This window comes from Nocardioides palaemonis (assembly GCF_018275325.1).
GTDB lineage: Bacteria > Actinomycetota > Actinomycetes > Propionibacteriales > Nocardioidaceae > Nocardioides > Nocardioides palaemonis.
In genome coordinates this window covers 533,607-556,811 of the sequence record NZ_JAGVQR010000003.1, presented here as the reverse complement: position 1 = coordinate 556,811, position 23,205 = coordinate 533,607, and the positions used below count along the sequence as shown (strand labels likewise).

24 protein-coding genes are annotated in these 23,205 nt (G+C 73.8%); 14 read left to right on the top strand and 10 right to left on the bottom strand.

Annotation, left to right across the window (positions count from 1 at the left end; genetic code table 11):
* Positions 1-8: 8 nt before the first annotated feature.
* The 4 genes from KDN32_RS15045 to cofD are packed head-to-tail and all read right to left on the bottom strand — an operon-like array spanning position 9 to position 3,581.
* Entirely contained in the window at positions 9-734 is a 726-nt protein-coding gene (locus tag KDN32_RS15045) for a TIGR03089 family protein (RefSeq protein WP_211733045.1), read from the bottom strand.
* Positions 735-752: 18 nt separating this feature from the next.
* Entirely contained in the window at positions 753-1,493 is a 741-nt protein-coding gene (locus KDN32_RS22550) for a DUF3105 domain-containing protein (protein ID WP_211733044.1), read from the bottom strand.
* A gap of 49 nt (positions 1,494-1,542) precedes the next feature.
* Positions 1,543-2,541, bottom strand: coding sequence for a coenzyme F420-0:L-glutamate ligase (locus KDN32_RS15035; RefSeq protein WP_211733043.1), 999 nt, complete (start codon positions 2,539-2,541; stop codon positions 1,543-1,545).
* Positions 2,538-3,581, bottom strand: a complete 1,044-nt coding sequence (gene cofD / locus KDN32_RS15030) for a 2-phospho-L-lactate transferase (RefSeq protein WP_211733042.1) — start codon at positions 3,579-3,581, stop codon at positions 2,538-2,540. The genes KDN32_RS15035 and cofD overlap by 4 nt, the downstream gene beginning before the upstream one ends.
* A gap of 141 nt (positions 3,582-3,722) precedes the next feature.
* Between cofD and KDN32_RS15025 the strand changes: the two genes are divergently transcribed.
* Genes KDN32_RS15025 through KDN32_RS15015 form a run of 3 tightly spaced genes read left to right on the top strand, consistent with a single transcriptional unit; the run spans position 3,723 to position 8,321 of the window.
* Entirely contained in the window at positions 3,723-3,980 is a 258-nt protein-coding gene (locus KDN32_RS15025) for a WhiB family transcriptional regulator (protein ID WP_211733041.1), read from the top strand.
* A gap of 59 nt (positions 3,981-4,039) precedes the next feature.
* Entirely contained in the window at positions 4,040-6,937 is a 2,898-nt protein-coding gene (locus KDN32_RS15020; protein ID WP_211733040.1) for a glycosyltransferase family 2 protein, read from the top strand.
* On the top strand, positions 6,930-8,321 hold the full coding sequence (locus KDN32_RS15015; RefSeq protein WP_211733039.1) for a DUF5719 family protein: 1,392 nt from the start codon (positions 6,930-6,932) through the stop codon (positions 8,319-8,321). The genes KDN32_RS15020 and KDN32_RS15015 overlap by 8 nt, the downstream gene beginning before the upstream one ends.
* Here the strand turns inward: KDN32_RS15015 and KDN32_RS15010 are convergent.
* Positions 8,318-8,764: a metallopeptidase family protein gene (locus tag KDN32_RS15010; RefSeq protein ID WP_307854126.1), complete on the bottom strand. Its 447-nt coding sequence runs from the start codon at positions 8,762-8,764 to the stop codon at positions 8,318-8,320. The two genes, KDN32_RS15015 and KDN32_RS15010, sit on opposite strands and share 4 nt — an antisense overlap.
* 49 nt (positions 8,765-8,813) lie before the next feature.
* On the opposite strand from KDN32_RS15010, the gene KDN32_RS15005 reads away from it, so the two are divergent.
* From KDN32_RS15005 to KDN32_RS14995, 3 genes are read left to right on the top strand one after another with little or no spacing between them, the layout of a single operon-like run.
* Positions 8,814-9,182 (top strand): DUF3499 domain-containing protein, encoded by a 369-nt coding sequence (locus KDN32_RS15005; protein ID WP_211733038.1) that lies wholly within the window; start codon positions 8,814-8,816, stop codon positions 9,180-9,182.
* Between the two features lie 14 nt (positions 9,183-9,196).
* Positions 9,197-9,373: a Trm112 family protein gene (locus KDN32_RS15000; RefSeq protein ID WP_307854125.1), complete on the top strand. Its 177-nt coding sequence runs from the start codon at positions 9,197-9,199 to the stop codon at positions 9,371-9,373.
* Positions 9,374-9,404: 31 nt separating this feature from the next.
* Positions 9,405-10,436 (top strand): SIS domain-containing protein, encoded by a 1,032-nt coding sequence (locus tag KDN32_RS14995; RefSeq protein ID WP_211733037.1) that lies wholly within the window; start codon positions 9,405-9,407, stop codon positions 10,434-10,436.
* On the opposite strand, the gene KDN32_RS14990 is transcribed toward KDN32_RS14995, so the two are convergent.
* The 3 genes from KDN32_RS14990 to KDN32_RS14980 are packed head-to-tail and all read right to left on the bottom strand — an operon-like array spanning position 10,433 to position 12,019.
* On the bottom strand, positions 10,433-11,299 hold the full coding sequence (locus KDN32_RS14990) for a GNAT family N-acetyltransferase (RefSeq protein ID WP_211733036.1): 867 nt from the start codon (positions 11,297-11,299) through the stop codon (positions 10,433-10,435). The two genes, KDN32_RS14995 and KDN32_RS14990, sit on opposite strands and share 4 nt — an antisense overlap.
* Positions 11,300-11,333: 34 nt before the next feature.
* A complete protein-coding gene (locus KDN32_RS14985) occupies positions 11,334-11,678 on the bottom strand; it encodes an HIT domain-containing protein (RefSeq protein WP_307854123.1) in 345 nt (114 codons plus the stop codon).
* A gap of 2 nt (positions 11,679-11,680) precedes the next feature.
* The gene (locus KDN32_RS14980) at positions 11,681-12,019 is read right to left on the bottom strand and encodes a VOC family protein (protein WP_211733035.1); all 339 of its coding nucleotides are present in this window, start codon (positions 12,017-12,019) and stop codon (positions 11,681-11,683) included.
* Between the two features lie 35 nt (positions 12,020-12,054).
* Here KDN32_RS14980 and KDN32_RS14975 point away from each other — a divergent pair, with 35 nt between their 5' ends.
* The gene (locus KDN32_RS14975) at positions 12,055-12,711 is read left to right on the top strand and encodes a hypothetical protein (protein ID WP_211733034.1); all 657 of its coding nucleotides are present in this window, start codon (positions 12,055-12,057) and stop codon (positions 12,709-12,711) included.
* 37 nt (positions 12,712-12,748) lie between these two features.
* Here KDN32_RS14975 and KDN32_RS14970 read toward each other — a convergent pair whose 3' ends face one another.
* Complete coding sequence (locus KDN32_RS14970; protein ID WP_211733033.1) at positions 12,749-14,422, bottom strand: HNH endonuclease signature motif containing protein; 1,674 nt, start codon at positions 14,420-14,422, stop codon at positions 12,749-12,751.
* Entirely contained in the window at positions 14,419-14,841 is a 423-nt protein-coding gene (locus KDN32_RS14965; RefSeq protein ID WP_211733032.1) for a hypothetical protein, read from the bottom strand. The genes KDN32_RS14970 and KDN32_RS14965 overlap by 4 nt, the downstream gene beginning before the upstream one ends.
* Before the next feature lie 22 nt (positions 14,842-14,863).
* On the opposite strand from KDN32_RS14965, the gene KDN32_RS14960 reads away from it, so the two are divergent.
* From KDN32_RS14960 to KDN32_RS23380, 7 genes are all read left to right on the top strand, one after another.
* Positions 14,864-15,376, top strand: a complete 513-nt coding sequence (locus KDN32_RS14960) for a GNAT family N-acetyltransferase (protein WP_211733031.1) — start codon at positions 14,864-14,866, stop codon at positions 15,374-15,376.
* Between the two features lie 38 nt (positions 15,377-15,414).
* Positions 15,415-16,473: a DUF808 domain-containing protein gene (locus KDN32_RS14955; protein WP_211733030.1), complete on the top strand. Its 1,059-nt coding sequence runs from the start codon at positions 15,415-15,417 to the stop codon at positions 16,471-16,473.
* A 90-nt stretch (positions 16,474-16,563) separates the two neighbouring features.
* Positions 16,564-18,006, top strand: coding sequence for an adenosylhomocysteinase (gene ahcY, locus KDN32_RS14950; protein ID WP_211733029.1), 1,443 nt, complete (start codon positions 16,564-16,566; stop codon positions 18,004-18,006).
* Positions 18,007-18,077: 71 nt separating this feature from the next.
* Complete coding sequence (gene mtrA / locus KDN32_RS14945) at positions 18,078-18,776, top strand: MtrAB system response regulator MtrA (RefSeq protein WP_211733028.1); 699 nt, start codon at positions 18,078-18,080, stop codon at positions 18,774-18,776.
* 3 nt (positions 18,777-18,779) lie between these two features.
* Complete coding sequence (mtrB, locus tag KDN32_RS14940; RefSeq protein ID WP_211733027.1) at positions 18,780-20,405, top strand: MtrAB system histidine kinase MtrB; 1,626 nt, start codon at positions 18,780-18,782, stop codon at positions 20,403-20,405.
* Positions 20,402-22,144, top strand: a complete 1,743-nt coding sequence (locus KDN32_RS14935; protein ID WP_211733026.1) for an LpqB family beta-propeller domain-containing protein — start codon at positions 20,402-20,404, stop codon at positions 22,142-22,144. The genes mtrB and KDN32_RS14935 overlap by 4 nt, the downstream gene beginning before the upstream one ends.
* A gap of 64 nt (positions 22,145-22,208) precedes the next feature.
* Complete coding sequence (locus KDN32_RS23380) at positions 22,209-22,901, top strand: ComF family protein (protein WP_307854122.1); 693 nt, start codon at positions 22,209-22,211, stop codon at positions 22,899-22,901.
* Positions 22,902-23,205: the final 304 nt, after the last annotated feature.

Here is a 23,205-nt window from a genome sequence, read left to right as displayed (position 1 = left end):
TCGCGCGGTCAGGACCGTGCGGTCGCCCGCTCCGCGTCGAAGACGGCGTCGAGGCGACCGGGGTCGGGGTTGCGCACGAGGACCAGCGAGCCTCCTCGTCTGAGGGGCTCGGTGAAGGTGGCCGTTCCTGGTGGGGAAGCCGGGTCGGCCACCGAGAGGAGACGGCCGCCGTCGGTGAGAGACCTCCCGACGGCGGCCGTCAGCTCGTCCGCGGGGCTCGCGCCGAACACCTCGTCGTGGGTGAGCGCGTCGGTGGCGGGGTCGGACCCGGACGGCGGGTCCCAGGCGGTGAACCTGTCGGGCTGCGACCAGATCTCCACGCCGACGTCGAGGACCCCGGAGGGGAGCGGCTCGGCGAACCGCACGCCCAGGGGGCGCAGGCTGCAGGCGAGGACGGGCACCGAGCCGGCGAGCGACGACCAGCGCTCGAGGCCGTCGGGTCCGCAGACCACGGCGTCCGGTGCGTCCGACGTCGTCACGCGCAGGCCGACCGTCCAGGCGGCGCCCAGGAAGACCGGCGACAGCCAGTGGGGCGGCAGGTCGATGCGCAGCGTCGCGCCGCGCTCGAGGTCGCACTCCTCGACGAGCAGCCCGGCCGCCTTGGCCACCCAGTTGGCGTACGTCGTCACGGACAGCTCGACCCGCTCGTCGGTGGCGTGGTCGTAGAAGGTCACCAGGGGGCGACCGGGGTCACGACGGAGCTGGGCGGACAGGACCTCGGCGAAGGTGGTCACGTGCGTCCCCGGCCGGGGTCAGACGACCGTCGGCTCCGGCGAGTCCATGTAGGGGTAGTCCTCCATGAACTGCTCGAGCGCGCTGCCGCTCAGGTCCGAGCAGTACTGCCAGACGCCCACCTGCTTGGAGGCGTCGGTCTGGCCGACACCGCCCACCGACCAGTGGGTGAAGGCGACGTGCTGGCCCTCGGGGAACGGGTCGCCGTCCTCAGAAGTCCACGGCACGGCCTTGAACTTGTCGCGCAGGTTGGTCGTGCCCTGGAGCTTGGAGGCGATGCCGCGCAGCTCGTCCATGGCCGAGGAGCTGTCGGCGATGGTCTCGTCGTACCAGAGGATCGTGTAGCCGTGCTCGAGGTTGTGGACCAGCTCGCCGAGCTCGGGACGGTCCGAGGTCGTGTAGAGCTTGCGGTCCATGCTGTCCCACATGTTCCAGTGCTGGCCGAAGGCCGGCGGCGAGTCCGGGTAGGTCATCGGCGTGCCGACCTCGACGTGGTCCTGGTTGCCCTCGGCCTTCTTGGTGGTGACCTTCTGGCAGGTCGAGGCCTTGGCGCCGATCTCGCCGAGCGAGTCGTTGGCGTAGGCCCGCAGGTCCCACCAGTCCCGGAGCGGCTTGAAGGCCGCGGCGCCGACGATGAGCACCGCCACGAGGACGCACACGCCCACGATCGCCAGGCCGCGCCGGTTCTCGGAGCGCGACTGCTGGGAGCGGATGGAGTCGATGACCGCCTGACGGTCGGTCTTCTTCGGCTGCTTGGCCACGGTGGTGGTGTCTCTCGTGAAGGGGCGTGCGGTGGGACGTCGGCAGAGTCTACGTAGTCACGGGTGACACGCGGCACACGACGCCCGATCCGGCGTCGACGACCCCGGGCTCCCAGGCGTCGAGGCGCCACCCGTGCGCGAAGAGCACCGCCGCGACGGCCGTCCGGTCGGCGTCGGCGGGCAGGGCCAGGCCGGCCGCGCCCGGCTCGCCGGTGACGGTGCCGACGACGGCACCGAGCGACGACCTCAGCTCGGCGGGCGTGGCGGGTGAGCCGAAGGGGGCGCGGTCGCCCGCGTCCCCGGCCAGGGCACGCACGACGGCCTCGCGCGCTCCGTAGCCGAAGAAGTCGGCACCCTCCGCCCGGACCAGCGACGTCGCCCCCGGTCCGTGCTCACCGGCCGGCAGCACCAGGTCGGCGCGTCCCCGCACGATCGCGAGGGGGCGGGCTGCGAGCTTGCCCTGGGCGAGCTCCGCGGCGCCGGCGATCTCGTCGGCCACGGCGGGGAGGGTGACGGCGAGCGGGTTGCCGTAGGGGTCGGTGCGACCGGCGTGGTCCTCGGCGACCACGAGGCCGGCGGCGCCGACCGCGAGGTCGGTCTGGCCCTCGCGCCAGGCCCGGCCGGAGGTGTCGGTGACGACGACGGCGACGTTGACCCCGGCCCGCTCGAGCAGCCCTGCGCGGAGGTCGCGCGCCGAGGCGTCGGGGTCGAGCGGCAGCAGCACCACCGAGCCGACCTCGACGTTGGACGCGTCCACCCCGGCCGCGGCCATGGTGAGACCGAGGCGGTTGCGCACGATGCGGGTGGCGCCGCGGCGGGCGACGACCCGCACGGTCTCCTCCTCGATCGCCTCGTCCCGGTCGCCCCGGCGTACCCGGCCCTCGGCCTTGCTGACGACCTTGCTGGTGAGGCACACGACGTCGCCGTCGGCGAGGTCGCTGCCGCCCCCGGTCGCGGCCAGGACGAGGGCGACGAGGTCGTCGCCGGCAGTGACCTCCGCGACGCCGTCGGGCGCCCAGACCTCGATCCGGTGCGCGCGCCCGCTCATGCGGGGCGCGGCTCGCGGGCCAGCGCGACGGCGGCCGCAGCCATCGCCGCGGTGGCGTCGTGGTCGGTCATCATCAGCGGGACCGCGCGCGCCCGGAGTCCGGCGGCCTCGAGCACGGCGACCTGGTCGGCGTCGCGCTCGTCGACGAGCCAGCCGTCGAGCACGCCGCCGGCGGAGCGGGCGCCGAGGTGGAGGCCGACCGCGGCTGCCGAGACCTCCACGCCGATGGCGGCCAGCACCTGGGCGGCCATGCCGCGCACGTGGTCGCCGCCGACGATGGGGGAGAGGCCCACGACGGGGGCGGGCGTCGACCGGAGCGCCTCGCGGACGCCGGGCACGCCGAGGATGGTGCCGACCGAGACGACCGGGTTGGACGGCGGCAGCACGACCAGGTCGGCCTCCGAGATCGCCTCCAGCACGCCGGGCGCGGGAGTCGCCTGGTCCTGCCCGACGACCAGCACGGCCTCGGCGGGGACGGCGGCGTGCATCCGCACCCAGTACTCCTGGAAGTGGACCACCCGCCGGCCGCTCGGGCTGTCGGGGTCGGCGACCGCGATGTGGGTCTCGACCCGGTCGTCGCTCATCGGGAGCAGCCGCACACCGGGCTGCCACCGTCGGCAGAGCGCCTCGGTGACCTGCGAGAGCGTGTAGCCCGCCTCGAGCATCTGGGTGCGGACGAGGTGGGTGGCGATGTCGCGGTCGCCCAGCCCGAACCAGGTCGGCTCGACGCCGTAGGCCTCCAGCTCGGTCTTCGCGCTCCAGGTCTCCTCGCGCCGGCCCCAGCCGCGCTCGTGGTCGATGCCGTCGCCCAGGGTGTACATCACGGTGTCGAGGTCGGGGCAGACCTTCAGCCCGTGGATCCACCAGTCGTCGGCCGTGTTGGCCACGACCGTGACCTCCGTCTCGGCCGTGCCGCCCGGCACCAGGCCGTTGCGCAGGCCGTGCAAGAGTCCCTGGAGGAAGCGGGCGCCACCCACCCCTCCGGACAGCACCGTGATGCGCCGGACGGCGCCTGCGGACGGGGGGTTCGGGGTGGGCATCGCGCCGGATGATGACATAGGTGACAGCCTGCCCGAAGGGGAATGGCCATATCAGATCCGGGCTTGACTTGCGGTGTACGACAGGCATGTAATTCCCACAGTGTCGTTCAGCTTCCACCAGGGTCGAAAGGGCGAGAAGACATGAGAGCAGAACTGTTTCTCCTCGAGCCCGAGGGCGAGGAAATCGGTTGGCAGGACCGCGCCCTGTGCGCGCAGACGGACCCCGAGGCGTTCTTCCCCGAGAAGGGCGGCTCCACCCGTGAGGCCAAGAAGGTCTGCCTGACGTGCGAGGTCCGCGACGACTGCCTCGAGTACGCGTTGATGAACGACGAGCGGTTCGGCATCTGGGGCGGCCTGTCCGAGCGTGAGCGCCGCAAGCTGAAGAAGCGCGCGGTCTGACCCGGGCGGCCCCCGCCGCCGTTTTCGGACCCCGCGGAGCCCCTCGCTAAGGTGCTCCGGTGTCCGTCGCAGCGCTTCTCGTCACCCATGACGGAGCGCGGTGGCTCCCCGCGGTCCTCGCCGGCCTGACCGGGCAGACCCTCCCGGTCGACCGCGTCGCGGTGGTCGACACCACCAGCCGCGACACCTCCGTCGAGCTCGTCCGTGACGGCCTCGCCGTCCTCGGCGAGCGGCTGGTCGTCGACGTCGTGCACGGGTCGACGAGCTATCCGGCCGCGGTGCGCCACGGCCTCTCGCTCCTCCCCCCCACGGGTGGGACCGACGAGTGGATCTGGTTGCTGCACGACGACAGCAACCCCGACCCCGGTGCCCTCGCCGCGCTGCTCGCGGCCGCGCAGGAGCACCCCGACGCCGCGGTCCTCGGTCCCAAGCTGCGCGAGTGGCCCTCGCTGCGCCGGCTGCTCGAGGTCGGCCTCACGATCTCCGGCACCGGTCGCCGCGAGACCGGCCTGGAGCGCGGCGAGTACGACCAGGGCCAGCACGACGCCGTGCGCGAGGTGCTGGCGGTCAACACCGCCGGCATGCTGGTCCGGCGCGAGGTGCTGGAGTCGCTGGGCGGGCTCGACGAGGAGCTGCCGATCTTCGGCAACGACCTCGACTTCGGCTGGCGCGCCGCGCAGGCCGGCCACCGCACCCTGGTGGTGCCGCAGGCCGTGGTGTTCCACGCCGAGGCGGCGCACCGCGGCGTGCGGCGCACCCCGCTGACGGGGCGGCACACCCACTACCAGGAGCGCCGCGCCGCGCTGTTCACCTCGCTGGCCAACGTCTCCTCCCGGGCCCTGCCGTGGCAGTACGTCCGGCTCTTCTGGGGCTCGCTGCTGCGGGTGCTCGGCTTCCTCGCGGTGCGGTCGGTGGGCGAGGCCCTCGACGAGCTCGCGGCGGCCCTGTCGGTGCACGGCCGGCCGCGCCAGGTGCTGGCCGCGCGCCGCGACCGGGCGTCGCGCCGCGACGGCGACCCGGCGGACGTACGCCACCTGCTGGCACCGCCCTGGCTGCCCTACCGGCACGGCCTCGACCTGGTGACCGACCTCGCAGCGGCGGCCACCAGCCAGGCCGCCGACGTCGCCGAACGGCGCCGGCAGGCCAGGGAGCCGGAGGCGGTGCGGGTGAGCGAGCAGCGCCGCTCCTCCACGGAGGACGACGAGGAGGCCTACCTCACCGACACCGGCCTGGTCGCGCGCTTCTTCACCAACCCGGTCGCCGTGGTGCTCGTGCTCTTCGGCCTGCTCGCGCTGCTCGCCGGCCGCGAGGCGTTCGGCTCGATCACCGGGGGCGCCCTGTCACCGGTGCCCGCCGCCGCCTCCGACTGGTGGTCGCTGCACGTCGCCTCCTGGCACCCCCTCGGCACCGGCACCGACGTGCCCGCCCCGGCCTACGTGCTGCCATTCGCGGTCGCCGCCTCGGTCCTGCTCGGCCACACCGGCGCGGTCGTCTCGGGGCTGATGCTGCTCGCGGTCCCGATCGCCGCGTGGGGAGCCTGGCGGCTCCTCGCCGTCGTCGGCCGCCTCGTCGACCCGCTCGGGCTGCCGCGCTGGCTGGTCGTCTGGGGCGCGCTGACCTACGCCCTCGTCCCGGTCACGTCGGGCGCGTGGAGCGAGGGCCGCTTCGGCACGGTGGCGGTCGCCGCGCTGCTGCCGTGGGCCGCCCGCGCCGCGCTCGGGTTCGTCGACCCCGACCGCGACCGCCGGTGGCGCGCCGCCTGGCGCACCGCCCTGTTCCTCGCCCTGGGCGCCTCGTTCGTGCCGGGACTCTGGCTGTTCGCCCTCCTCGCGACGGCCGTCGTGCTGGGGTCGGCCGCCTTCATCGCCCCGCGGCTGCTGCGCGACCGCGACAGCTGGGGCCCGCCGGTCGTGGCGGTCGCGGCCACCCCCGTGCTGCTGGCCCCCTGGCTGCTGCCGCTGCTGACCACCGGCTCGGCCGCCGGCCTGCTCCTCGAGGCCGGCCGGCTCACGGTCGACCAGGTCACCTTCCAGGGGCTGCTGACCGGCCGGCTCAACGACCTCGGCGCCCCCACCTGGCTCGGTGCCGTGCTGGTGGTGCTGGCGCTGGCGGCGCTGCTGCCCCGGCGCACCCGGGTCCCGGTGGTGATCTGCTGGCTGGTCGCCCTGGCCGCGGCGCTCGTGTCCGGCGTGGTCTCGCACGTCACCCTCGACCTGCCGTCCGTCTCCACCCGGCCCAGCCTGGGTCTGTTCGTGGTGATCCTGCAGGGCACCTCGATCGTCGCGGTCGTGCTGGGGGCCGACGCCTACCTCCGCCGCCTCGACGAGCACCACCCCGTCTGGCAGCGGTCCCTCGCCGGGGTGCTCGCCTTGGTGGCCGCGGCCGTGCCGCTCGGCGGGCTCGGCTGGTGGCTGACGACGCCCGAGAACGCGATGACGCGCGACGCCGCGCAGACCGTCCCGGCCTACATGGAGCAGAGCTCGCTGCTGGGGCAGGAGCACGGGGTGCTCGTGCTCGACGGCTCGGTCGACGACGGCATCACCTACCGCATCCGCCGCGACGACGGCACCACGCTGGGGGAGGACGAGATCCTCACCCTGGCCGACGAGGACACCGGGCTCACCGACGAGGTGCGCACGCTGGTCTCCGCCCCGACGCCCGGCGTCGTGGCCTCGCTGGGCGCCCGCGGCATCGAGTACGTCGTCCTCAGCTCGCCGGCCGACGGTCGGGTCTCGGCGCTGCTCGACGCGACCGCCGGCCTCGACCAGGCCAGCGCGGAGGACCGCTCCACGCGCGCATGGCGCGTCGACCGCCCGCTCGACGCCGACGCCGTGGACGGCTCGGGACAGTGGTGGCGGCCGGCCCTGCTGGTCCTGCAGGGCCTGGCCATCCTGGTGGCGCTCGTCCTCGCCGCCCCGACCATCCGACCGCGCAGGGGAGGCCGCGACGATGACTGACCCCACCGCTCCCGCCCCGAGGCGCCGCCGCGTCGCCGAGGTCCGCAGCCGCCGCCCCTCGCCGCTGACGCTGCTCGCCGTCGTGATCCCGCTGCTGACCGTCGCCGCCCTCGCTCTCGTGCGACCGGCCGACGTGCCGGCGAGCACCTTCGGACCGACGTCCGCGACGCTCGACCGCTCGACCGCGGTCTGCCCGGCGCAGCTCCCCGGCGCCGACGACGTACGCCTCGGCAGCACCTCCCTGGCCTCCGGCGAGCTCGCGCTGCGGATCGGTCGCGAGGACGACACCGAGGACCTGACCGACGGCGTCGCCTCGCGCACCGAGCGCGGGACGGTCGTCGTGTCCGGGTCAGGCGAGCTCGCGCCCGGCCTGGTCGCCACGCGATCCGGCTCCGGCTCGGCGTTCGGGTGCGACCAGCCGGCACCCGAACGCTGGTTCACCGGCGTCGGCGCCTCCGCCCAGCACGCCTCCACGCTCACCCTGGTCAACCCCGACAAGGGCCCGGCGGTCGCGGACGTCACCGTCTGGGACGGCACCGGTGTGGTCGACGTCCCCGCCCTGCGCGGCATCCGGGTGCCCGGCGCCCGGTCGGTCTCCTTCGACCTGGCGGAGGTCGCCCCCAACCGCGACGCGCTGGCGCTGCGCGTGCAGGTCTCGCGCGGCCGGCTCGGCTCCAGCGTGGTCGACGTGGTCGACCCCCTGGGTCGGGACCGCCCGGTCCGCGAGTGGCTGCCGGCCCAGGACGCCCCGGCCACCACGTCCTACATCGCCGGCGTCGGCACCGGCGCGGCCGACCGCACCCTGACCCTGGCCAACCCGGGTGACGACGAGGTCCGGGTCGAGCTCCGGCTGGTCAGCGACGAGAGCGAGTTCGCGCCGGCCGGGTTCGAGGAGGTCACCCTCGCGCCTGCCTCGGTCGCCGAGGTCGACCTCGGCGGCGTGCTGCGCGGACGCACGGCGGTCGGCGTGCAGGCGCTGCGCCTCGACGCGACGGGGCCCGTCACCGCAGGCCTGCGCACCCGTACGCCCCGCGACCTGGCGCTGTCGGTCGCCGGACCCGTGGTGGAGTCCTCGACGGGGGCCGCCCTGCCGGCCGGCTCCAAGCGGCTGGTGGTCGTCGGCGCCACGGCCCCGGGCGTCGTCGTCCTGCGGGCGTGGGACGCCGACGGCGCGGCGGTCGTGCGGGAGCGACGCGTCGAGGTCGATCCCGCGACCGCGGCGCGGATCCGTCTGCCGGACGACGCGGTGCTGGCCCAGGTCGAGCTCGAGCGCACGACGGCCGTGGTCTCGCTCGAGACCGACGACGGCGGGCTGTCGTTCCTGCCCCTGGGGCAGCTGGTCGACACCAGCGAGGTGCCGGACGTGCGGCCGGCGCAGCGCTAGTCGGCGTAGCGCTCGTCGATGTCGCCGGGGGTGAGGTCCAGCAGCTCGGCGAGCTGCTCGACGACGACGAGGTGCACCATCGCCCGCAGCTCGTCGTGGGTCGTCGCCCGGTGCTCGATCGGCCGCCGGAACACCACCAGGCGGGTCGGTCCGGTGCCCTTGCCGCGCACCAGCGACGACAGCGGGACGGTCTCGTCGCCCCAGTCGTCGGGGAGCATCGGCGTGTCCTCGACGGCGTACTCGACGAGGCCGAGGTGGCGCTGCCACCGCTCGTCGAGCGGGGCGACCACGTCGAGCACGAGCTGGTCGAAGCGCTGACGCGCCGTCCGGAGCGCCGGGGTTCCGGGGCGCTCGGGCAGGACGCCCGGGCCGCGCATCCCGCGCCCGCGCCGGTCGCGGGTGCGTCGGCGCTGTCCCTCTGCGGCGGTGCTCACGTCGTCCACGCCGCGAGCCTAAGCGGCGCGCGTGCGTGCGGCGGGTAGCGTCGGGGCCGTGAGCCTTGCCCGTCGTTGTTCGCGAACGGCGTGTGGCCGTCCCGCGGTCAACACGCTGACCTACGTCTACGCCGACCAGACCGCCGTCCTCGGTCCGCTCGCGACCTACGCCGAGCCGCACGCCTACGACCTGTGCGACGTGCACAGCGAGCGGCTGTCCGCCCCGCGCGGCTGGGAGGTGCTGCGCCTGGCGTCCGACCAGAAGGCGCCGGGCCCGAGCAGCGACGACCTGCTGGCCCTCGCCGACGCGGTCCGCGAGGCCGCGCGACCGGCCCCGACGCAGGCGGCGGTGCCGCTGCACTCGACCGACGACCCCACCCGGGGCGCGAAGCGCGGCCACCTGCGGGTGCTCACCCCGACCGACTGACTAGGATCCGGGACGTGAACATCGACCCGCAGCTGTTGAGCATCATCGTCTGCCCGGCCTGCCACGGCGAGCTGGTCGCGGCCTCCCTCGACGGGGCCGACGAGCTGGTCTGCCAGGGGTGCGGCAACGCGTACCCGGTGCGCGACGACATCCCGGTGCTGCTGGTCGACGAGGCCCGCAAGCCCGCCTGACGACAGGCCGACGACAGGGGAGGAGCTCGCCGTGGCGACCTGGTTCGACGAGGCCCGGCTCGACGACGCGGTGGCGCTCGAGTCAGCCGACCTGCGCCTGCGCACGCTCGCCGAGAGCGGGGCGCGGGTGCGGCGCGAGGCGCACGAGGCGGCGACCGCGACCGCGGAGCTGATCGCCCGCGGCCGTGACGAGGCGCGTCCGCGCGCGGTGATCGCCGCCGGCCCGGACTCACGCCTGCTGCGCGCGGTGCTCGAGCCGTGGTGCCCGGTGCCGTTCGTGGCGTGGCCCAACCCGGGCCTGCCCGGCTGGGCGGGGTCGCTCGACCTGGTGGTGATGCTCGCGCCGGAGGGCAACGACCACGGGTCCGCGTCGACGGTGGCCGAGGCGGTGCGCCGCGGCGCCCAGGTCGTGGTGGCCTGCCCGCAGAAGTCGCTGGTCGGCGAGCACGCGGCCGGGCGGCACGTCACGGTCCTCCCGACCGTCACGGGTGACCAGCTGGCCACGGCGGTGGTGGTGCTGGACTACCTCGCCCACGTCCACCTCGGTCCGCGGGCCGACGCCGAGTCGGTCGCCTCGTCGCTCGACGAGGTCGCCACCAGCTGCTCGCCGCACCGCGACCTCGCGGTCAACCCGGCGAAGATGCTCGCGATCGCGATGGCCGACACGAACCCGCTCGTGTGGGGCGGCTCGGTGCTCGCCGCCCGCGCCGCGCGCCGGCTCGCCGAGTCGCTGCGCCGGACCTCGGGTCGCTCCGCGATCGCCGGCGACGCCGAGCACCTGCTCCCGGTCATCGAGGCGACCCGCCCCCAGGACCTGTTCGCCGACCCGTTCTCCGAGGAGGGCGCGGAGCTCCGGCCGCTGCTGCTGGTCCTCGACGACGGCGCCGACGACCCGATGGTGCGCGAGCAGGCCGGCACTCTGCGGGCCGCGGCCGCGCGCCACGGCGTACGCGTGGAGACGCTGGAGACCGACGCGGACGCGGAGGTCGCGCGCTACGCGTCGCTGCTGCTGACCGGCACCTACGCCGCGGAGTACCTGCGGATCGGGCTGGTCGAGGACTAGCGCCCCGCGGCGAGCCTGGTGCCGAACACCAGGGCGTCGCCCCCGTGGACGTGTGCCGTCCGCTCGAGCTCCATGTCGAGGTTGCGGGCGACGCCCTGGCTCGCGACGTTGTCGGGTCGGATGAGGGCGACGAGGTGGTCGACGCCGTGGGCGGCGGCCCAGTCGCGCACGGCCCGGGCCGCCTCGGTGGCGTAGCCGCGGCCGCGCATCGGCTCGACGAGGTGGTAGCCGACCTCGACGTGGGGCGTGCCCTCGACGTCCTGGACGGTGAGGCCGCAGTCACCGACGAACTGGCCGTCGTGGGTCTCCAGCACCCACAGCCCGAAGCCGTGGTCGGCGTAGTTGCGCGCCTGCCACTCGATCCAGCGCTGCGCGTCGGCCGCCGAGCTGGGCGGTCGGTCGCCGCGGTAGGGGTCGAAGTCGACGAGCATCGCAGTGACGTCGTCGAGGTCGTCGGCGGTCATCCTGCGGAAGCGGAGCCGCTCGGTCGGACCGGGCAGGCGGGTGCCGGGTGGCGGGTCTTGGTCGACCTCGGCCCACACCTCGACGAGCTCGACGAGCAGGCCGTCGCGGACCTCGGCGAAGCTCGCGACGGCGAACAGCTCGTCGTCGCCGTTGCCGTCGGTCCCGACGACCGTGGCCCGGAGCACGCCGCGCCCGCCGTCGACCACCAGGTCCTTGAGGTGCATCCGCTGGAAGCCGGGGTAGTCGGCGTTGAACGCCACCCAGTCGTCGCGGTCGAAGACCTCGCCGGTGTGGACCAGGCGGCAGGTGAAGTCGGGGTGGAGCAGGCCGGGCAACGACGCCCAGTCGTGGGCGTCGATGACCTCGACCAGCCTGGTCATCACGGCGGTGGTGTCCATGCCCCCACTGTGCCGCGGGGGACCGACAACCGGTTCAGGGGCGCAGCGGCGGACCCGAGCTGACGTGCACGTGCAGGTGCTTGGAGTCCTGGTAGGTCCCGAGGTTGGTGAGCACCGCGGCCGCACCGCGGTCCCGCTCGACACTGGCCGCCACGTGCTGGACGACCTCGAGCACGGCCCGTACGTCGGACTCGTCGTGGGTCGTCACTGACGTCAGCGAGGCGATGTGTCGCTTCGGGACCACGACCAGGTGGACCGGCCAGAACGGCCGGGTGTGGTGATAGGCCAGCACCAGCTCGTCCTCGTGGACCACGTCGAGTGGCACGACTCGGGGGATCGCCACGTCGCAGTAGAAGTCGTTGCCCGTGTAGGTGTCCACTGTCAGGCCTCCAGGCAGAACTCGTTGCCCTCGGGGTCGGCCATCACCACGAGGTCGCCGCGATCGTCGAGCACGCGCGCTCCGAGCCCTTCGAGTCGCGCCCGCTCGTCGGAGACCGGACCCATGGCGCGCAGGTCGAGGTGCTGGCGGTTCTTCGCCTGCTTGCCCTCCGGGACGCGCTGGAACCAGATGCTCGGTCCGCCCCACCCGGCCGGCTCGACCCACGCCCGGTCGGGCGTGCTGTCCTCGTCGACGTCGGATCCGAGGGCGGCCGCCCAGAAGGCGGCGACGGCCAGCGGGTCGTGGCAGTCGAAGGTCAGGGACTTCACGAAGGAGGTCATGGAGGGGACGCTAGTGCGCGGCTACGGTGCGGTGGGTGAGGTACTACGTGCACGGCGCCGGCCGCTCAGGTCGAGCGGCGTGGCCCGAGCAGGATGGGGCGCGGGCCGTCTTCGCCGACCACGGCTCGGTCGCCCGGATGGCCGACAAGGCGGCGCGGTTGGCCGCGGGGTGCCCCGACGACGTGGGTGTCGTGGTGTCCCACTCGCTCGGCGCGGTGGCGGTCGCGCTGGCGCACGCGGCGGGATCCCTTCCGGCGGTGCCGCACGTGCTGGTGGAGCCGGCGCTCTACGACGTGGCCCGCGGGGACGCGGCGATCGAGGCGCACGTGGGGCCGATGGAGGCCGCCCGTGCCCGCGCCGCTGACGGCGACCTCCACGGCTTCTGGCAGGTCTTCGCGCCGATGATGATGGGACGGGACGCGACCCCCGGCACGTGGGCGGAGGACCGACCGGTCGCAGAGCGCTTCGCCGCGATGGAGCCGCCCTGGGGCCACGGCCTCGACGCGGACGTACTGGCCGACGTCCCGACCCTGGTGGTCACGGGGGCGTGGAACGAGGAGTACGAGGTGATCGCGTCCCGGCTCGCGCAGTCGGGTGCGCGCCACGTGGTGCTGCCCGGTGCCCGCCACCGGCCGCAGGACCTCCCCGGCTTCGAGGACGCCGTCGCGGACTTCCTCGCGACAGCCCGCTGACCCCGCTACCGGGTGGGTGGCGGGGTGTGGGGCGGGGTCATGGTCGGCTGTCGCTGGGCTCGCTGGGCTCGCCGGGCTCGTCGTGCTCGTTGGTCGAGGAGGGACGAAGTCCCGTCACGAGACCTGGTGGCCCGATCGTCACCGCGGGTGGGTCGAGGGCGGTGGTGCCGTGGTGGTCGCGGAGGTAGTGGTGGCCGTGGGGGCTGGTCCACTCGAAGACGCCGGGGCGCAGGTGCTCATAGCGCCAGAGGGTGTGGGTCTTGAGGCGGTGGTGTGACCTGCAGAGGGCGGCGAGGTTGGAGGTGGCTGTCGGTCCGGGCTGTGGTCGGCCGTCGGCATCCCCGTCGGCTGCAGCGTCGTGGTCGTACGGGATCACGTGGTCGATGTCGCAGGCCCGGGCGGGGCGGGTGCACCAGGGGAAGACGCAGGTGCGGTCGCGGAGGACGACTTGTTCGCGGATCCGGTCGGGGACGGGGTAGCCGGGGCTGGTGAGCTCGGCGTCGAGGTCGATGACGGGACGGATGGTCACCTTGGTGCGCGAGGTCGCGCACCAGGTCTGGACCTGCTCGAGCAGCGCGAGCCGCTGGCGGTTGTCGAGCCTCGCGGTGGGGCCGAACACGGTCTCGACGACCTGGCCGGTGTCGTCGGTGAGCAGGTGGGCGTCGAGGTGGACGTGGAGGACGACCTCACGCGCGGCGGGGAGGTCGTCGCTCGCCGGCTCGGTGGGCTCATGCTGGGTCGACTCGGGCTGCTCGCGCTGCTCGGGCTGCTCGGGCTGCTCGGTGTGCTCGGTCGGCTCGGGCTGGGCCGGCTGGTTCTGGGACTGCTCGGGCTGTGGGGGCCGGCCGGTGGCCTGGCTCTGGTGGTGGAGGTCGAGGGCGGTCTGGGTGCGGGCGAGGTCGCCGAGCGCGGCGGCGCGTCGGGCGTCGAGGGGTGCGGTGGAGCCGAGGGCCTTGAACACCTCGGCGCGGTGGGCGAGGGCTTGATCGAGGTCGAGGGCGTCGGCGAGGTCGAGCATCGCCTCCATGCGCATGAGGCCGTCGTAGTGGAGGTGGCGGGAGTCGATGGTGGCGTGGCGGGCGTCGGTGGCGAGGTGGCGGTCGGCCGCGAAGTCGGCGTCGTCCTCGCCGTGGGCGGTGTCGGGTCGAGACGCCGGGTCGAGGTCGTGACGCTTGATGGCCTCGGCGACGAGGCGGTCGAGCTGGGCGGTGCCGAGTTTCCCGGCGACGGCCGCGACCTGGGTGTCGACCCACCCGGCGGCCTCGCGGGTGAGGGTGGGGACGGCGTGGATGGTGGTCTCGGCGACCATGCGGGCACGCCAGGCGGGGACGTGGCCGGCGTGGACGAGTGCCCAGAGGCGGGGGAGTCGGTGGCGCAGCTCGAGGGCCTGTCCGATGAGCCGCTTGGCGGCGGTCGTGGAGATGCCGAGGACGGCGCCGAGCTCGGGGATGCAGAACTCGGCGACGAGGGGGCAGCCGTCGCCGGCGATGGGTTCGCTCTGCTCGGTGCCGGCGCCGGAGCTGGTGAAGGTGGCGGCGTGGTGGATCGACTCGGGTGGGTGGAGGTCGGCCCAGCGGGCGGCGAGGGCGAGCTGTCGGGCGGCTTCGGCGTGCTCGTGGCGGCGGGAGTCGCGGATCGAGGCGAGCAGCGTCGAGGCGTCGAGGTCGTCGACGGTGACCTCTTCCTCGGGTGCTGCCAGCGTCTCGCTCATGTGTTCGATTGTATCGGCGGGCACCGACACTCGGCCACGGTCGGACGGGGATCTGTGGACAGCCCGGCGACCCGGGGTGGGCGGGTCTCGTGACGGTCGCTGCGCGACCTCCTCGACCAACAGGGTGGGCGGGTCTCGTGACGGGACTTCGTCCCTCCTCGACCAGCGAGTGGCGCGACCTCCTCGACCAACAGGGTCGCGGCCGCCAACGCGTTGACGCGCGGCACGATGCCGCGGACGTAGGCCGACTCGCGCACGAAGAACGGCACCAGGTCGACCACGACGAGTGCGGTCCGGCCGGGGTCGAGGCGCTCGTAGGCGTGCCTCCGGCCGCGCCGCGCCTCGTGCCGGGCGTACTCCCGCTCCTCGACGAGCCACACGTGGTCGGCGGTGGACGTCCGGTCGGCGGCGGGCGGCATCCCGCGAGGCTACTGTCCGCACATGACCACCTCCGGGAGGCTGCTCCGCGACATGCGTCCCGACGACGTCGCCGCGGTGATGGCGGTCCAGGAGCCCGCGTCGATCGCCGGGCTCTCCGTGGTGTTCCCGCAGGACCGGTACCCCTTCCCGCGCGAGGTCCTCGCCGAGCGGTGGCGGTCGGAGATCGCCGAGCCGGGGATCGAGTGCTACGTCGTCCTGCGCGAGGACCGGGTCGCGGGCTTCGCCGCCACTCGCGGGTCGGAGGTCATGCACTTCGGCATCGCGGTCGACGAGTGGGGGAGCGGCCTCGCGGTCGCCGCCCACGACGAGCTCGTGCGGCGCCTGCGTGCTGCCGGTGCGGAGCGGCCCTGGCTGTGCGTCTACGCCGCGAACCCGCGGGGCCGGGCGTTCTGGGAGAAGCTCGGGTGGGTCCACACGGGCGAGCGTCGCCGCGGTCCCCTGCCGCCCCACGCCGAGCTGCTGACGTACGCGCTCGACGACGTCGCGGCCAGGAACCGCGACGCACGCCGATAGGCTGCCCCCTCACCGACCCACGACCCGGAGGACCACCCATGGCCGGCGGACTGTTCGCCCTCCTCGACGACGTCGCCGCCCTGGCGCGGATCGCCGCCGCCAGCGTGGACGACGTCGGTGCGGCCGCCGGCCGCGCCAGCGCGAAGGCCGCGGGCGTCGTGGTCGACGACACCGCCGTCACGCCGCAGTACCTCCACGGCTCGGCGGCGGAGCGCGAGCTCCCGATCATCAAGCAGATCGCGATCGGCTCGCTGCGCAACAAGCTGCTCTTCATCCTCCCGGCCGCGGTGCTGCTGGGGCAGTACCTCCCGCAGCTGCTGCCGGTCATCCTCATCTTCGGCGGCGCGTTCCTCGCCTACGAGGGCGCCCACAAGGTCCACGAGCGCCTCAGCGGCCACGGATCCGAGGCGGAGGCGGCGGTCTCCGAGCAGGGCGAGTTCACCCCGGAGCACGAGAAGCGCACCGTGGCGCAGGCCGTCCGCACCGACTTCATCCTCAGCGCCGAGATCATGGTCATCGCGCTGAAGGAGGTGGTCAGCTCCGACGCCGACGCCAGCATCTGGATGCGGGCGATCGTGCTCGCGGTCGTCGCCGTGCTCATCACCGTCCTCGTCTACGGCGTCGTGGCGCTGATCGTGAAGATGGACGACGTCGGCCTCCACCTCGCGGAGAAGCCGTCCAAGGGTTCCCAGCGGGTCGGGCTCGCCCTCGTCGCCGCGATGCCGCGGCTCCTCGCGGCCATCTCCTTCATCGGCACCCTTGCGATGCTCTGGGTAGGTGGCCACATCTTCCTGGTCAGCCTCTACGAGATCGGTGGCCACGACGGCCTGCTCGAGGGCACCGGGATCGGCCACGCGCTGCACGCGCCGTACGACCTGGTCCACCACTGGGAGGTCGCCGTCCACGACGCCGTCGGCGGGGCCCTCGGGGCGCTGACCGGGTGGCTGCTCAACACCGTCCTGTCCGCGGTCGTGGGCCTCGTCGTGGGCTTCGCGATCCTCTTCGCGCTCCGCCCGCTGGGCATCGGTGGGCACGGCGACGAGGGGCACCACGAGCAGCCGACCGACGAGCTTCCCGAGGATTCTCCGAAAGCCTGAGGATCGACCTACCCTCGATGTGTCCGCGCGGGAGATCCCGACAGCGCACAGATGTGCGGCGCAGACGTCCTCACCACCAGGAGACATCCGATGGACTTCAAGGTCGCTGACCTCAGCCTTGCCGCGTACGGCCGCAAGGAGATCGAGCTCGCCGAGCACGAGATGCCCGGCCTGATGGCGATGCGGGAGCGCTACGGCGCGGACCAGCCGCTGAAGGGCGCCCGGATCGCCGGGTCGCTGCACATGACGATCCAGACGGCGGTGCTGATCGAGACCCTCGCGGCTCTCGGCGCGGACATCCGCTGGGCCACCTGCAACATCTTCTCCACCCAGGACCACGCCGCCGCGGCGGTCGTCGTCGGCCCGAACGGCACCCCCGAGGACCCCCAGGGCGTCCCGGTCTTCGCCTGGAAGGGCGAGAGCCTCGCGGAGTACTGGGACGAGGCGGAGAAGGTCTTCGACTTCGCCGAGGGCGGGCCCAACATGCTGCTCGACGACGGCGGCGACATCACCATGCTGCTGCACCTCGGTGTCGAGTACGAGAAGACCGGCGAGGTCCCCTCGCAGGACTCGACCGACAACCACGAGTTCAAGGAGGTGCTGCGCGTCCTGGCCCGCTCGCTCGAGGCCGACCCGCAGCGCTGGACCAACCGCGCGCCGATGATCAAGGGCGTCTCCGAGGAGACCACCACCGGTGTGCTGCGCCTCTACGAGCGCTTCAAGGAGGGCACGCTCCTCTTCCCGGCGATCAACGTCAACGACTCGGTCACCAAGTCGAAGTTCGACAACAAGTACGGCTGCCGCCACTCGCTCGTCGACGGCATCAACCGCGCCACCGACGTGATGATCGGCGGCAAGGTCGCGGTCGTCTGCGGCTACGGCGACGTCGGCAAGGGCTCGGCCGAGTCCCTGCGCGGCCAGGGCGCCCGCGTGATCGTCACCGAGATCGACCCGATCTGCGCGCTGCAGGCCGCGATGGACGGCTACGAGGTCCGCCGCCTCGAGTCGGTCGTCGAGACCGCCGACATCTTCATCACCACGACCGGCAACTTCGACATCATCACGGTCGAGCACTTCCACAAGATGAAGCACCAGGCCATCGTCGGGAACATCGGCCACTTCGACAACGAGATCAACATGGCCGGCCTGGCCAAGATCCCGGGCATCGTCAAGGACGAGATCAAGCCGCAGGTCCACCAGTGGATCTTCCCGAGCGAGGACGGCAAGCCGGGCAAGAAGATCATCGTGCTGTCGGAGGGTCGCCTGCTCAACCTGGGCAACGCCACCGGCCACCCGTCGTTCGTGATGTCGAACTCCTTCACCAACCAGGTGCTGGCGCAGGTCGAGCTGTTCTCGAAGGCCGACGACTACGAGCTGGGCGTGCACGTGCTGCCCAAGCACCTCGACGAGGAGGTCGCCCGGCTGCACCTCGACGCCCTCGGCGTCGAGCTCACCGAGCTGACCAAGGAGCAGGCCGCCTACCTCGGCGTCCCGATCGAGGGTCCCTACAAGTCGGACCACTACCGCTACTGAGCCAGCCAGCGCTCCCGGCCGGGGCCCCGTTCCACGTTCGTGGGGCGGGGCCCCGCCCTACACTTGGCGCCATGACTGACCTGGTCGAGCCCGCGCGCGGCAGCGTGCTCGTCGTCGACGACGACGCCTCGCTCGCGGAGATGCTCTCCATCGTGCTCCGCCAGGAGGGTTTCGACAGCCGGATCGTGGGACGTGGCGACCTCGCCATGGACGCGTTCCGCGACTACAAGCCCGACCTGGTCCTGCTCGACCTCATGCTGCCGGGCAAGGACGGCATCGACGTCTGCAAGGAGATCCGCGCCGAGTCCGGCGTCCCGATCGTGATGCTCACCGCGAAGGGCGACACCGTCGACGTCGTCGTCGGGCTGGAGTCCGGCGCCGACGACTACGTCGTGAAGCCGTTCAAGCCCAAGGAGCTCGTCGCCCGGATCCGCGCCCGCGTACGCCGCAACGACGCCGCGCCGGCGGAGGGCCTGACCATCGGCGACGTCAGCATCGACGTCGCCGGCCACACCGTCACCCGCGACGGCGAGCCGATCAACCTGACGCCGCTGGAGTTCGACCTCCTCGTGTGCCTGGCCCGCAAGCCGTGGCAGGTCTTCACCCGCGAGGTGCTGCTGGAGCAGGTCTGGGGCTACCGGCACAGCGCCGACACGCGGCTGGTCAACGTCCACGTCCAGCGCCTGCGGTCCAAGGTCGAGCACGACCCGGAGAACCCCGAGGTCGTGGTGACCGTGCGCGGCGTGGGCTACCGCGCCGGCAAGTCCTAGGACATGGCCAGGATCCCGGTGGCCCCGGGAGGCCTGCTCGACCGCCTCCCACCGATCCTGCGCCGCGGCCCCGCCTTCTGGCGCCGCTCGGTGCAGGCCCGCGTCGTGGTGAGCACGGTCCTGCTCTCCGCGGCGGTCGTGGGCGTCGTGGGCTGGTTCCTCATGCAGCAGACCCGCGACGGCCTGCTCGACCAGCGCGTGGACGCGGTGGTCGCCGAGGCGGAGAGCGAGACCGAGGCCGCGCGCGAGGCGCTGGCGGCCACCTCGGGCCTCGACGCCGACGAGTCGCGCCAGCAGCAGGACCTGGTCGAGCCGATCATCGCGCGCGGCGCCACCCGCGGCTTCGCCGTCGTGCTCTCGCCGCCGGTCGGCGAGGGCAGCAGGCTGGCCGACGGTGGCGCGAAGTTCACCCAGGGCCTCGACCTCGCCAGCGTGCCCGAGAGCCTCGAGGCCCGCTTCGACGAGGTGTCGCCCACCGCCTGGACGTTCACCGACATCAGCACCCGCCGCGACATCCCGGGCCTGCCGAACGGCCCCGGCATCGTCGTCGGCAGCCAGGTGCGGCTGCCGGCCGACGACAACCTCTACACCCTGTACTACCTCTACTCCCTCGACGAGCAGAGCGAGACCCTCGCGCTGGTGTCGCGGGCGATGCTCGTCGCGGGGGTGCCGCTGCTCCTGCTGGTCGCCGGCCTGACCTGGCTGGTGACGCGTCAGGTCGTGACGCCGATCCGGATGGCGCGACGCGTGGCGGAGCGGCTGGCCGCCGGGCAGCTCCAGGAGCGGCTGCGGGTGCGCGGCGAGGACGACCTCGCGCGCCTCGCGACGTCGTTCAACCAGATGGCGTCCAACCTGCAGAAGCAGATCCGCCAGCTCGAGGAGCTCAGCCGGCTGCAGCGCCGCTTCGTCTCCGACGTCTCCCACGAGCTCCGCACGCCGATCACGACGGTCCGGATGGCCAGCGACGTCATCCACGACGCCAGGCCGTTCCTCGACCCGGTCACCGGGCGCGCGGCCGAGCTGCTGCAGAAGGAGCTCGACCGCTTCGAGACGCTGCTCGCGGACCTGCTCGAGATCAGCCGGTTCGACGCGGGCGCAGCGGTCCTCGACGCCGAGGACGTCGACCTCGTCGACGTCGCCCACCGGGTCGTCGACATGACCTCGGTGCTGGCCGCCCAGCGCGACACCCGCGTGGTCGTCCACGACCCCGGCCGGCCGTGCGTGGCGGAGGCCGACGTGCGCCGGGTGGAGCGGATCGTCCGCAACCTGGTCACCAACGCCATCGACCACGCCGAGACCCGCGACATCGAGGTGTTCATCGCCTCCGACCAGCAGGGTGCGGCGATCGCCGTGCGCGACCACGGCGTCGGCCTCGGCCCGGGGGAGTCCGCGATGGTGTTCAACCGGTTCTGGCGTGCCGACCCCGCGCGTGCGCGCACCAGCGGCGGCACCGGCCTCGGGCTCTCGATCTCGCTCGAGGACACCCACCTGCACGGCGGCTGGCTCCAGGCGTGGGGCCGGCCGGGGGAGGGCGCGCAGTTCCGGCTCACCCTGCCCCGTCGCCTCGGCACCCAGCTGCGGCACTCACCGCTGCCGCTGGTCCCCGACGACGCCCGGGAGTCGGCGTGAACGCCCGGGCACGCGGCGTACGCGCGGTGCTGGTCGTGGCGGTCTGCGGGCTGCTCGCCGGCTGCGTGCAGATGCCGACCAGCGGTCCGGTCGTGGAGCCGCCGGTCTCCGCCGACGTCGACGACGCGCCCGGCATCTCCTTCGACCCCCGGCCGCCGCAGGCGGGGGAGACGCCGGCCGAGATCGTCGCCGGCTTCCTGGAGGCGATGAAGGCCACCCCGATCAGCACCACGGTCGCCCGGCAGTTCCTGTCGCGGGACGCGGCCGAGGGCTGGACGCCCGAGCGCCAGATCATCACCTACGCCGAGCTCGGCACCGAGCAGGGCGAGTCGTCCGTGCGGATCCCGATGACCGACGTCAACCTCTACGACGACCGCGGCGCCTGGCAGCGCACGCGGGCCAGCCGCGACCTCGACCTCGGGCTGGTCGAGGAGGACGGTGAGTGGCGCATCGACGAGGTGCCCGACGCGCTGGTCGTGCCGGACTCGTGGTTCGACGACTGGTACGAGCGGGTGTCGCTCTACTTCTTCGACCCCACCTCGCAGGTGCTGGTCCCCGAGCCCGTCTTCGTGCCGCGCGGCGAGCAGTTCGCCTCCTCGCTCGTGCGCGGGCTGCTGGCCCAGCCGACGGGGGAGTCCGCCGACGTCGCCCGCACCTACTTCCCGCCCGGCACCACCCACGGGCTGTCCGTGCCGATCAACGCGGCGGGCATCGCCGAGGTGTCCCTGTCAGGCGACCCCGACTCGGTCGACGACCAGACCGCCCGGCGGATGCTCGCCCAGCTCACGTGGACCCTGCGCCAGGACGCCAGCATCCGTGCGGTCCAGCTGAGCATCGGTGGCCGGATGATCAGCTACCAGGGAGGCTCCACCCAGGTCGGGCTCGACGCGGGCAGCGCCTACGACCCGAGCGGCCCGGGCACGACCCGCTCGCTCTACGCCCTCGACCGCAACCGGGTGATCGCCGGCGACATCGGCCAGCTCGAGCCGACCGTCGGCCCGCTCGGTGCGACCGACTACGGGCTGCGCTCGATCGGCGTCTCGCTCGCCGGCACCCGGGTGGCCGCCGTCACCGGCGACGGCACCCAGGTGGTCGTCGCCCCGATCGACGCGCCCGAGGGCGACGTCGCCACCGTGCTGTCCGGGGCGGTCGACCTCGCGGCGCCGACGTTCGACGCCCGTGACCGGATCTGGGTCCTCGACCGCGCTGCCGGGCGCTCCCGCGTCCTCACCGTGGTCGACGGCGTCGCGAGGGAGCAGGTGGTTCCCGGCGTGACCGGACGCTCCGTCACCAAGCTGCTCGTCTCCCGCGACGGCACCCGCCTGGTGGCGGTCGTCCGCGGCGCCTCGGCCGACCGGATCGTCGCCACGCGGGTGCGGCAGGCCTCCGACGGTGCCGTGCTGGGCTTCACCCCGGTGCGTACGCTGCCGCTGCCCGCCGAGGGCAGCACCCGGATCCGGGACGTCGCGTGGCGCTCGCCGACCACCGTCTCGGTGCTCGGCGACATCACCGACGACTTCTCCCAGGTGCGCACCCTGTCGGTCGACGGCGCGCCCGGACTGATCGCCACCGGCGGCACGACCCGCCTGCGCGGACGGTTCCGGGCGCTGGTGTCCGCTCCGGTGGAGGACCCCGAGGTGTTCGCGCTGGGCGGTCGCGAGGTCAGCGACCTCAGCCGACCGGAGCGCACGGTGCCGGACCTGCCACCCGGCGTCACGTCGGTGACCTACGCGGGCTGACCGGTCGTCCACAGCCGCGACCGGGGGCGTTGCCCGTCGAGGTCGGCGCTGGTGCGATGGGCGGGTGCTCGACGCGGCGCTCGACCTCTTCCTCGGCAGCCGGTGCGTGGGCTGCGACGCTCCCGGGCGGATGCTGTGCCACGCGTGCCGGGCGGGGCTGTCGCGCGGTGCCGGCATCGCCTGGCCGACCCCGACGCCGCCGGGACTGGCCACCCCCTGGGCGTGCGAGACCTACGACGGCGCCGTGCGGGCGCTCGTCGTGGGGCACAAGGACCGCGGCCAGTGGGGCCACCGGCGGGTCCTCGCCGGCCTGCTGGCGACCGCCGTGCGGGCGGCGACCGAGGGCCTCGACCCACGGGTGCCGCTGCTGCTCGTCGCGGCGCCGTCCCGTCCCGGGGCGGGCCGGCAGCGGGGCTACGAGCCGACCGCGGCCCTGGTCCGCACGGCTGCACGCCTCCTGCGCGACGAACGGGCGGTGCTCGCCGCACCGCTGCTCGTCTCGCGCGGCGCCCGCGACCAGGCGGGGCTCGACGCGTCCGGTCGCGCGGCCAACGTGCGGGGGTCGATGCGCTGCTCGGGCGCGGCCCTGCGGCGGGTCGCGCGGCGCCGGCGGGTGGCTCACGTCGTCGTCTGCGACGACGTCCTGACGACCGGGGCGACCGCGCGCGAGGCCCAGCGCGCCCTCGCCGCGGTGGGCCTCGACCCGGTGGCGATCGCCGTCGTGGCGGCCACCCGCAGGGCGTCGGCGCCGGCGTGAGCGACCAGACCCGCCGACAGGCGGTCCCACAGTTGGCCCGGAGCCGTCGAGGGGCTAGCGTCTTGTCATGGAGTCCGCCCGGGTCCGTGGTTGCGTCACGGAGAGGGGTGTGCGACGTGCCGATCGGCTCGTCGCCCGGTCCGAGCCGTGGCTAGCCGATGCCAGTCGCAGGCGAAACGGTCCACGTAAGTCCCCGGGTGCTGCCCGCGGGACGATCACGGTGCGGCTTAGAGGTAAGTCCTGCCCCGTCCCCGGCACCAGATGTGCCGGACGCCGGGAGAAGGCCAGTAGTGGCGGAGAAGCT

Coding starts and splice junctions, on each gene's coding strand:
- KDN32_RS15035 (WP_211733043.1), bottom strand. CDS start 2,541: ATGAGCGGGCGCGCGCACCGGATCGAGGTCTGGGCGCCCGACGGCGTC.
- cofD (WP_211733042.1), bottom strand. CDS start 3,581: ATGCCCACCCCGAACCCCCCGTCCGCAGGCGCCGTCCGGCGCATCACG.
- KDN32_RS15025 (WP_211733041.1), top strand. CDS start 3,723: ATGAGAGCAGAACTGTTTCTCCTCGAGCCCGAGGGCGAGGAAATCGGT.
- KDN32_RS15015 (WP_211733039.1), top strand. CDS start 6,930: ATGACTGACCCCACCGCTCCCGCCCCGAGGCGCCGCCGCGTCGCCGAG.
- KDN32_RS14990 (WP_211733036.1), bottom strand. CDS start 11,299: ATGGACACCACCGCCGTGATGACCAGGCTGGTCGAGGTCATCGACGCC.
- KDN32_RS14980 (WP_211733035.1), bottom strand. CDS start 12,019: ATGACCTCCTTCGTGAAGTCCCTGACCTTCGACTGCCACGACCCGCTG.
- KDN32_RS14970 (WP_211733033.1), bottom strand. CDS start 14,422: ATGAGCGAGACGCTGGCAGCACCCGAGGAAGAGGTCACCGTCGACGAC.
- KDN32_RS14965 (WP_211733032.1), bottom strand. CDS start 14,841: ATGCCGCCCGCCGCCGACCGGACGTCCACCGCCGACCACGTGTGGCTC.
- KDN32_RS14960 (WP_211733031.1), top strand. CDS start 14,864: ATGACCACCTCCGGGAGGCTGCTCCGCGACATGCGTCCCGACGACGTC.
- KDN32_RS14955 (WP_211733030.1), top strand. CDS start 15,415: ATGGCCGGCGGACTGTTCGCCCTCCTCGACGACGTCGCCGCCCTGGCG.
- ahcY (WP_211733029.1), top strand. CDS start 16,564: ATGGACTTCAAGGTCGCTGACCTCAGCCTTGCCGCGTACGGCCGCAAG.
- mtrA (WP_211733028.1), top strand. CDS start 18,078: ATGACTGACCTGGTCGAGCCCGCGCGCGGCAGCGTGCTCGTCGTCGAC.
- mtrB (WP_211733027.1), top strand. CDS start 18,780: ATGGCCAGGATCCCGGTGGCCCCGGGAGGCCTGCTCGACCGCCTCCCA.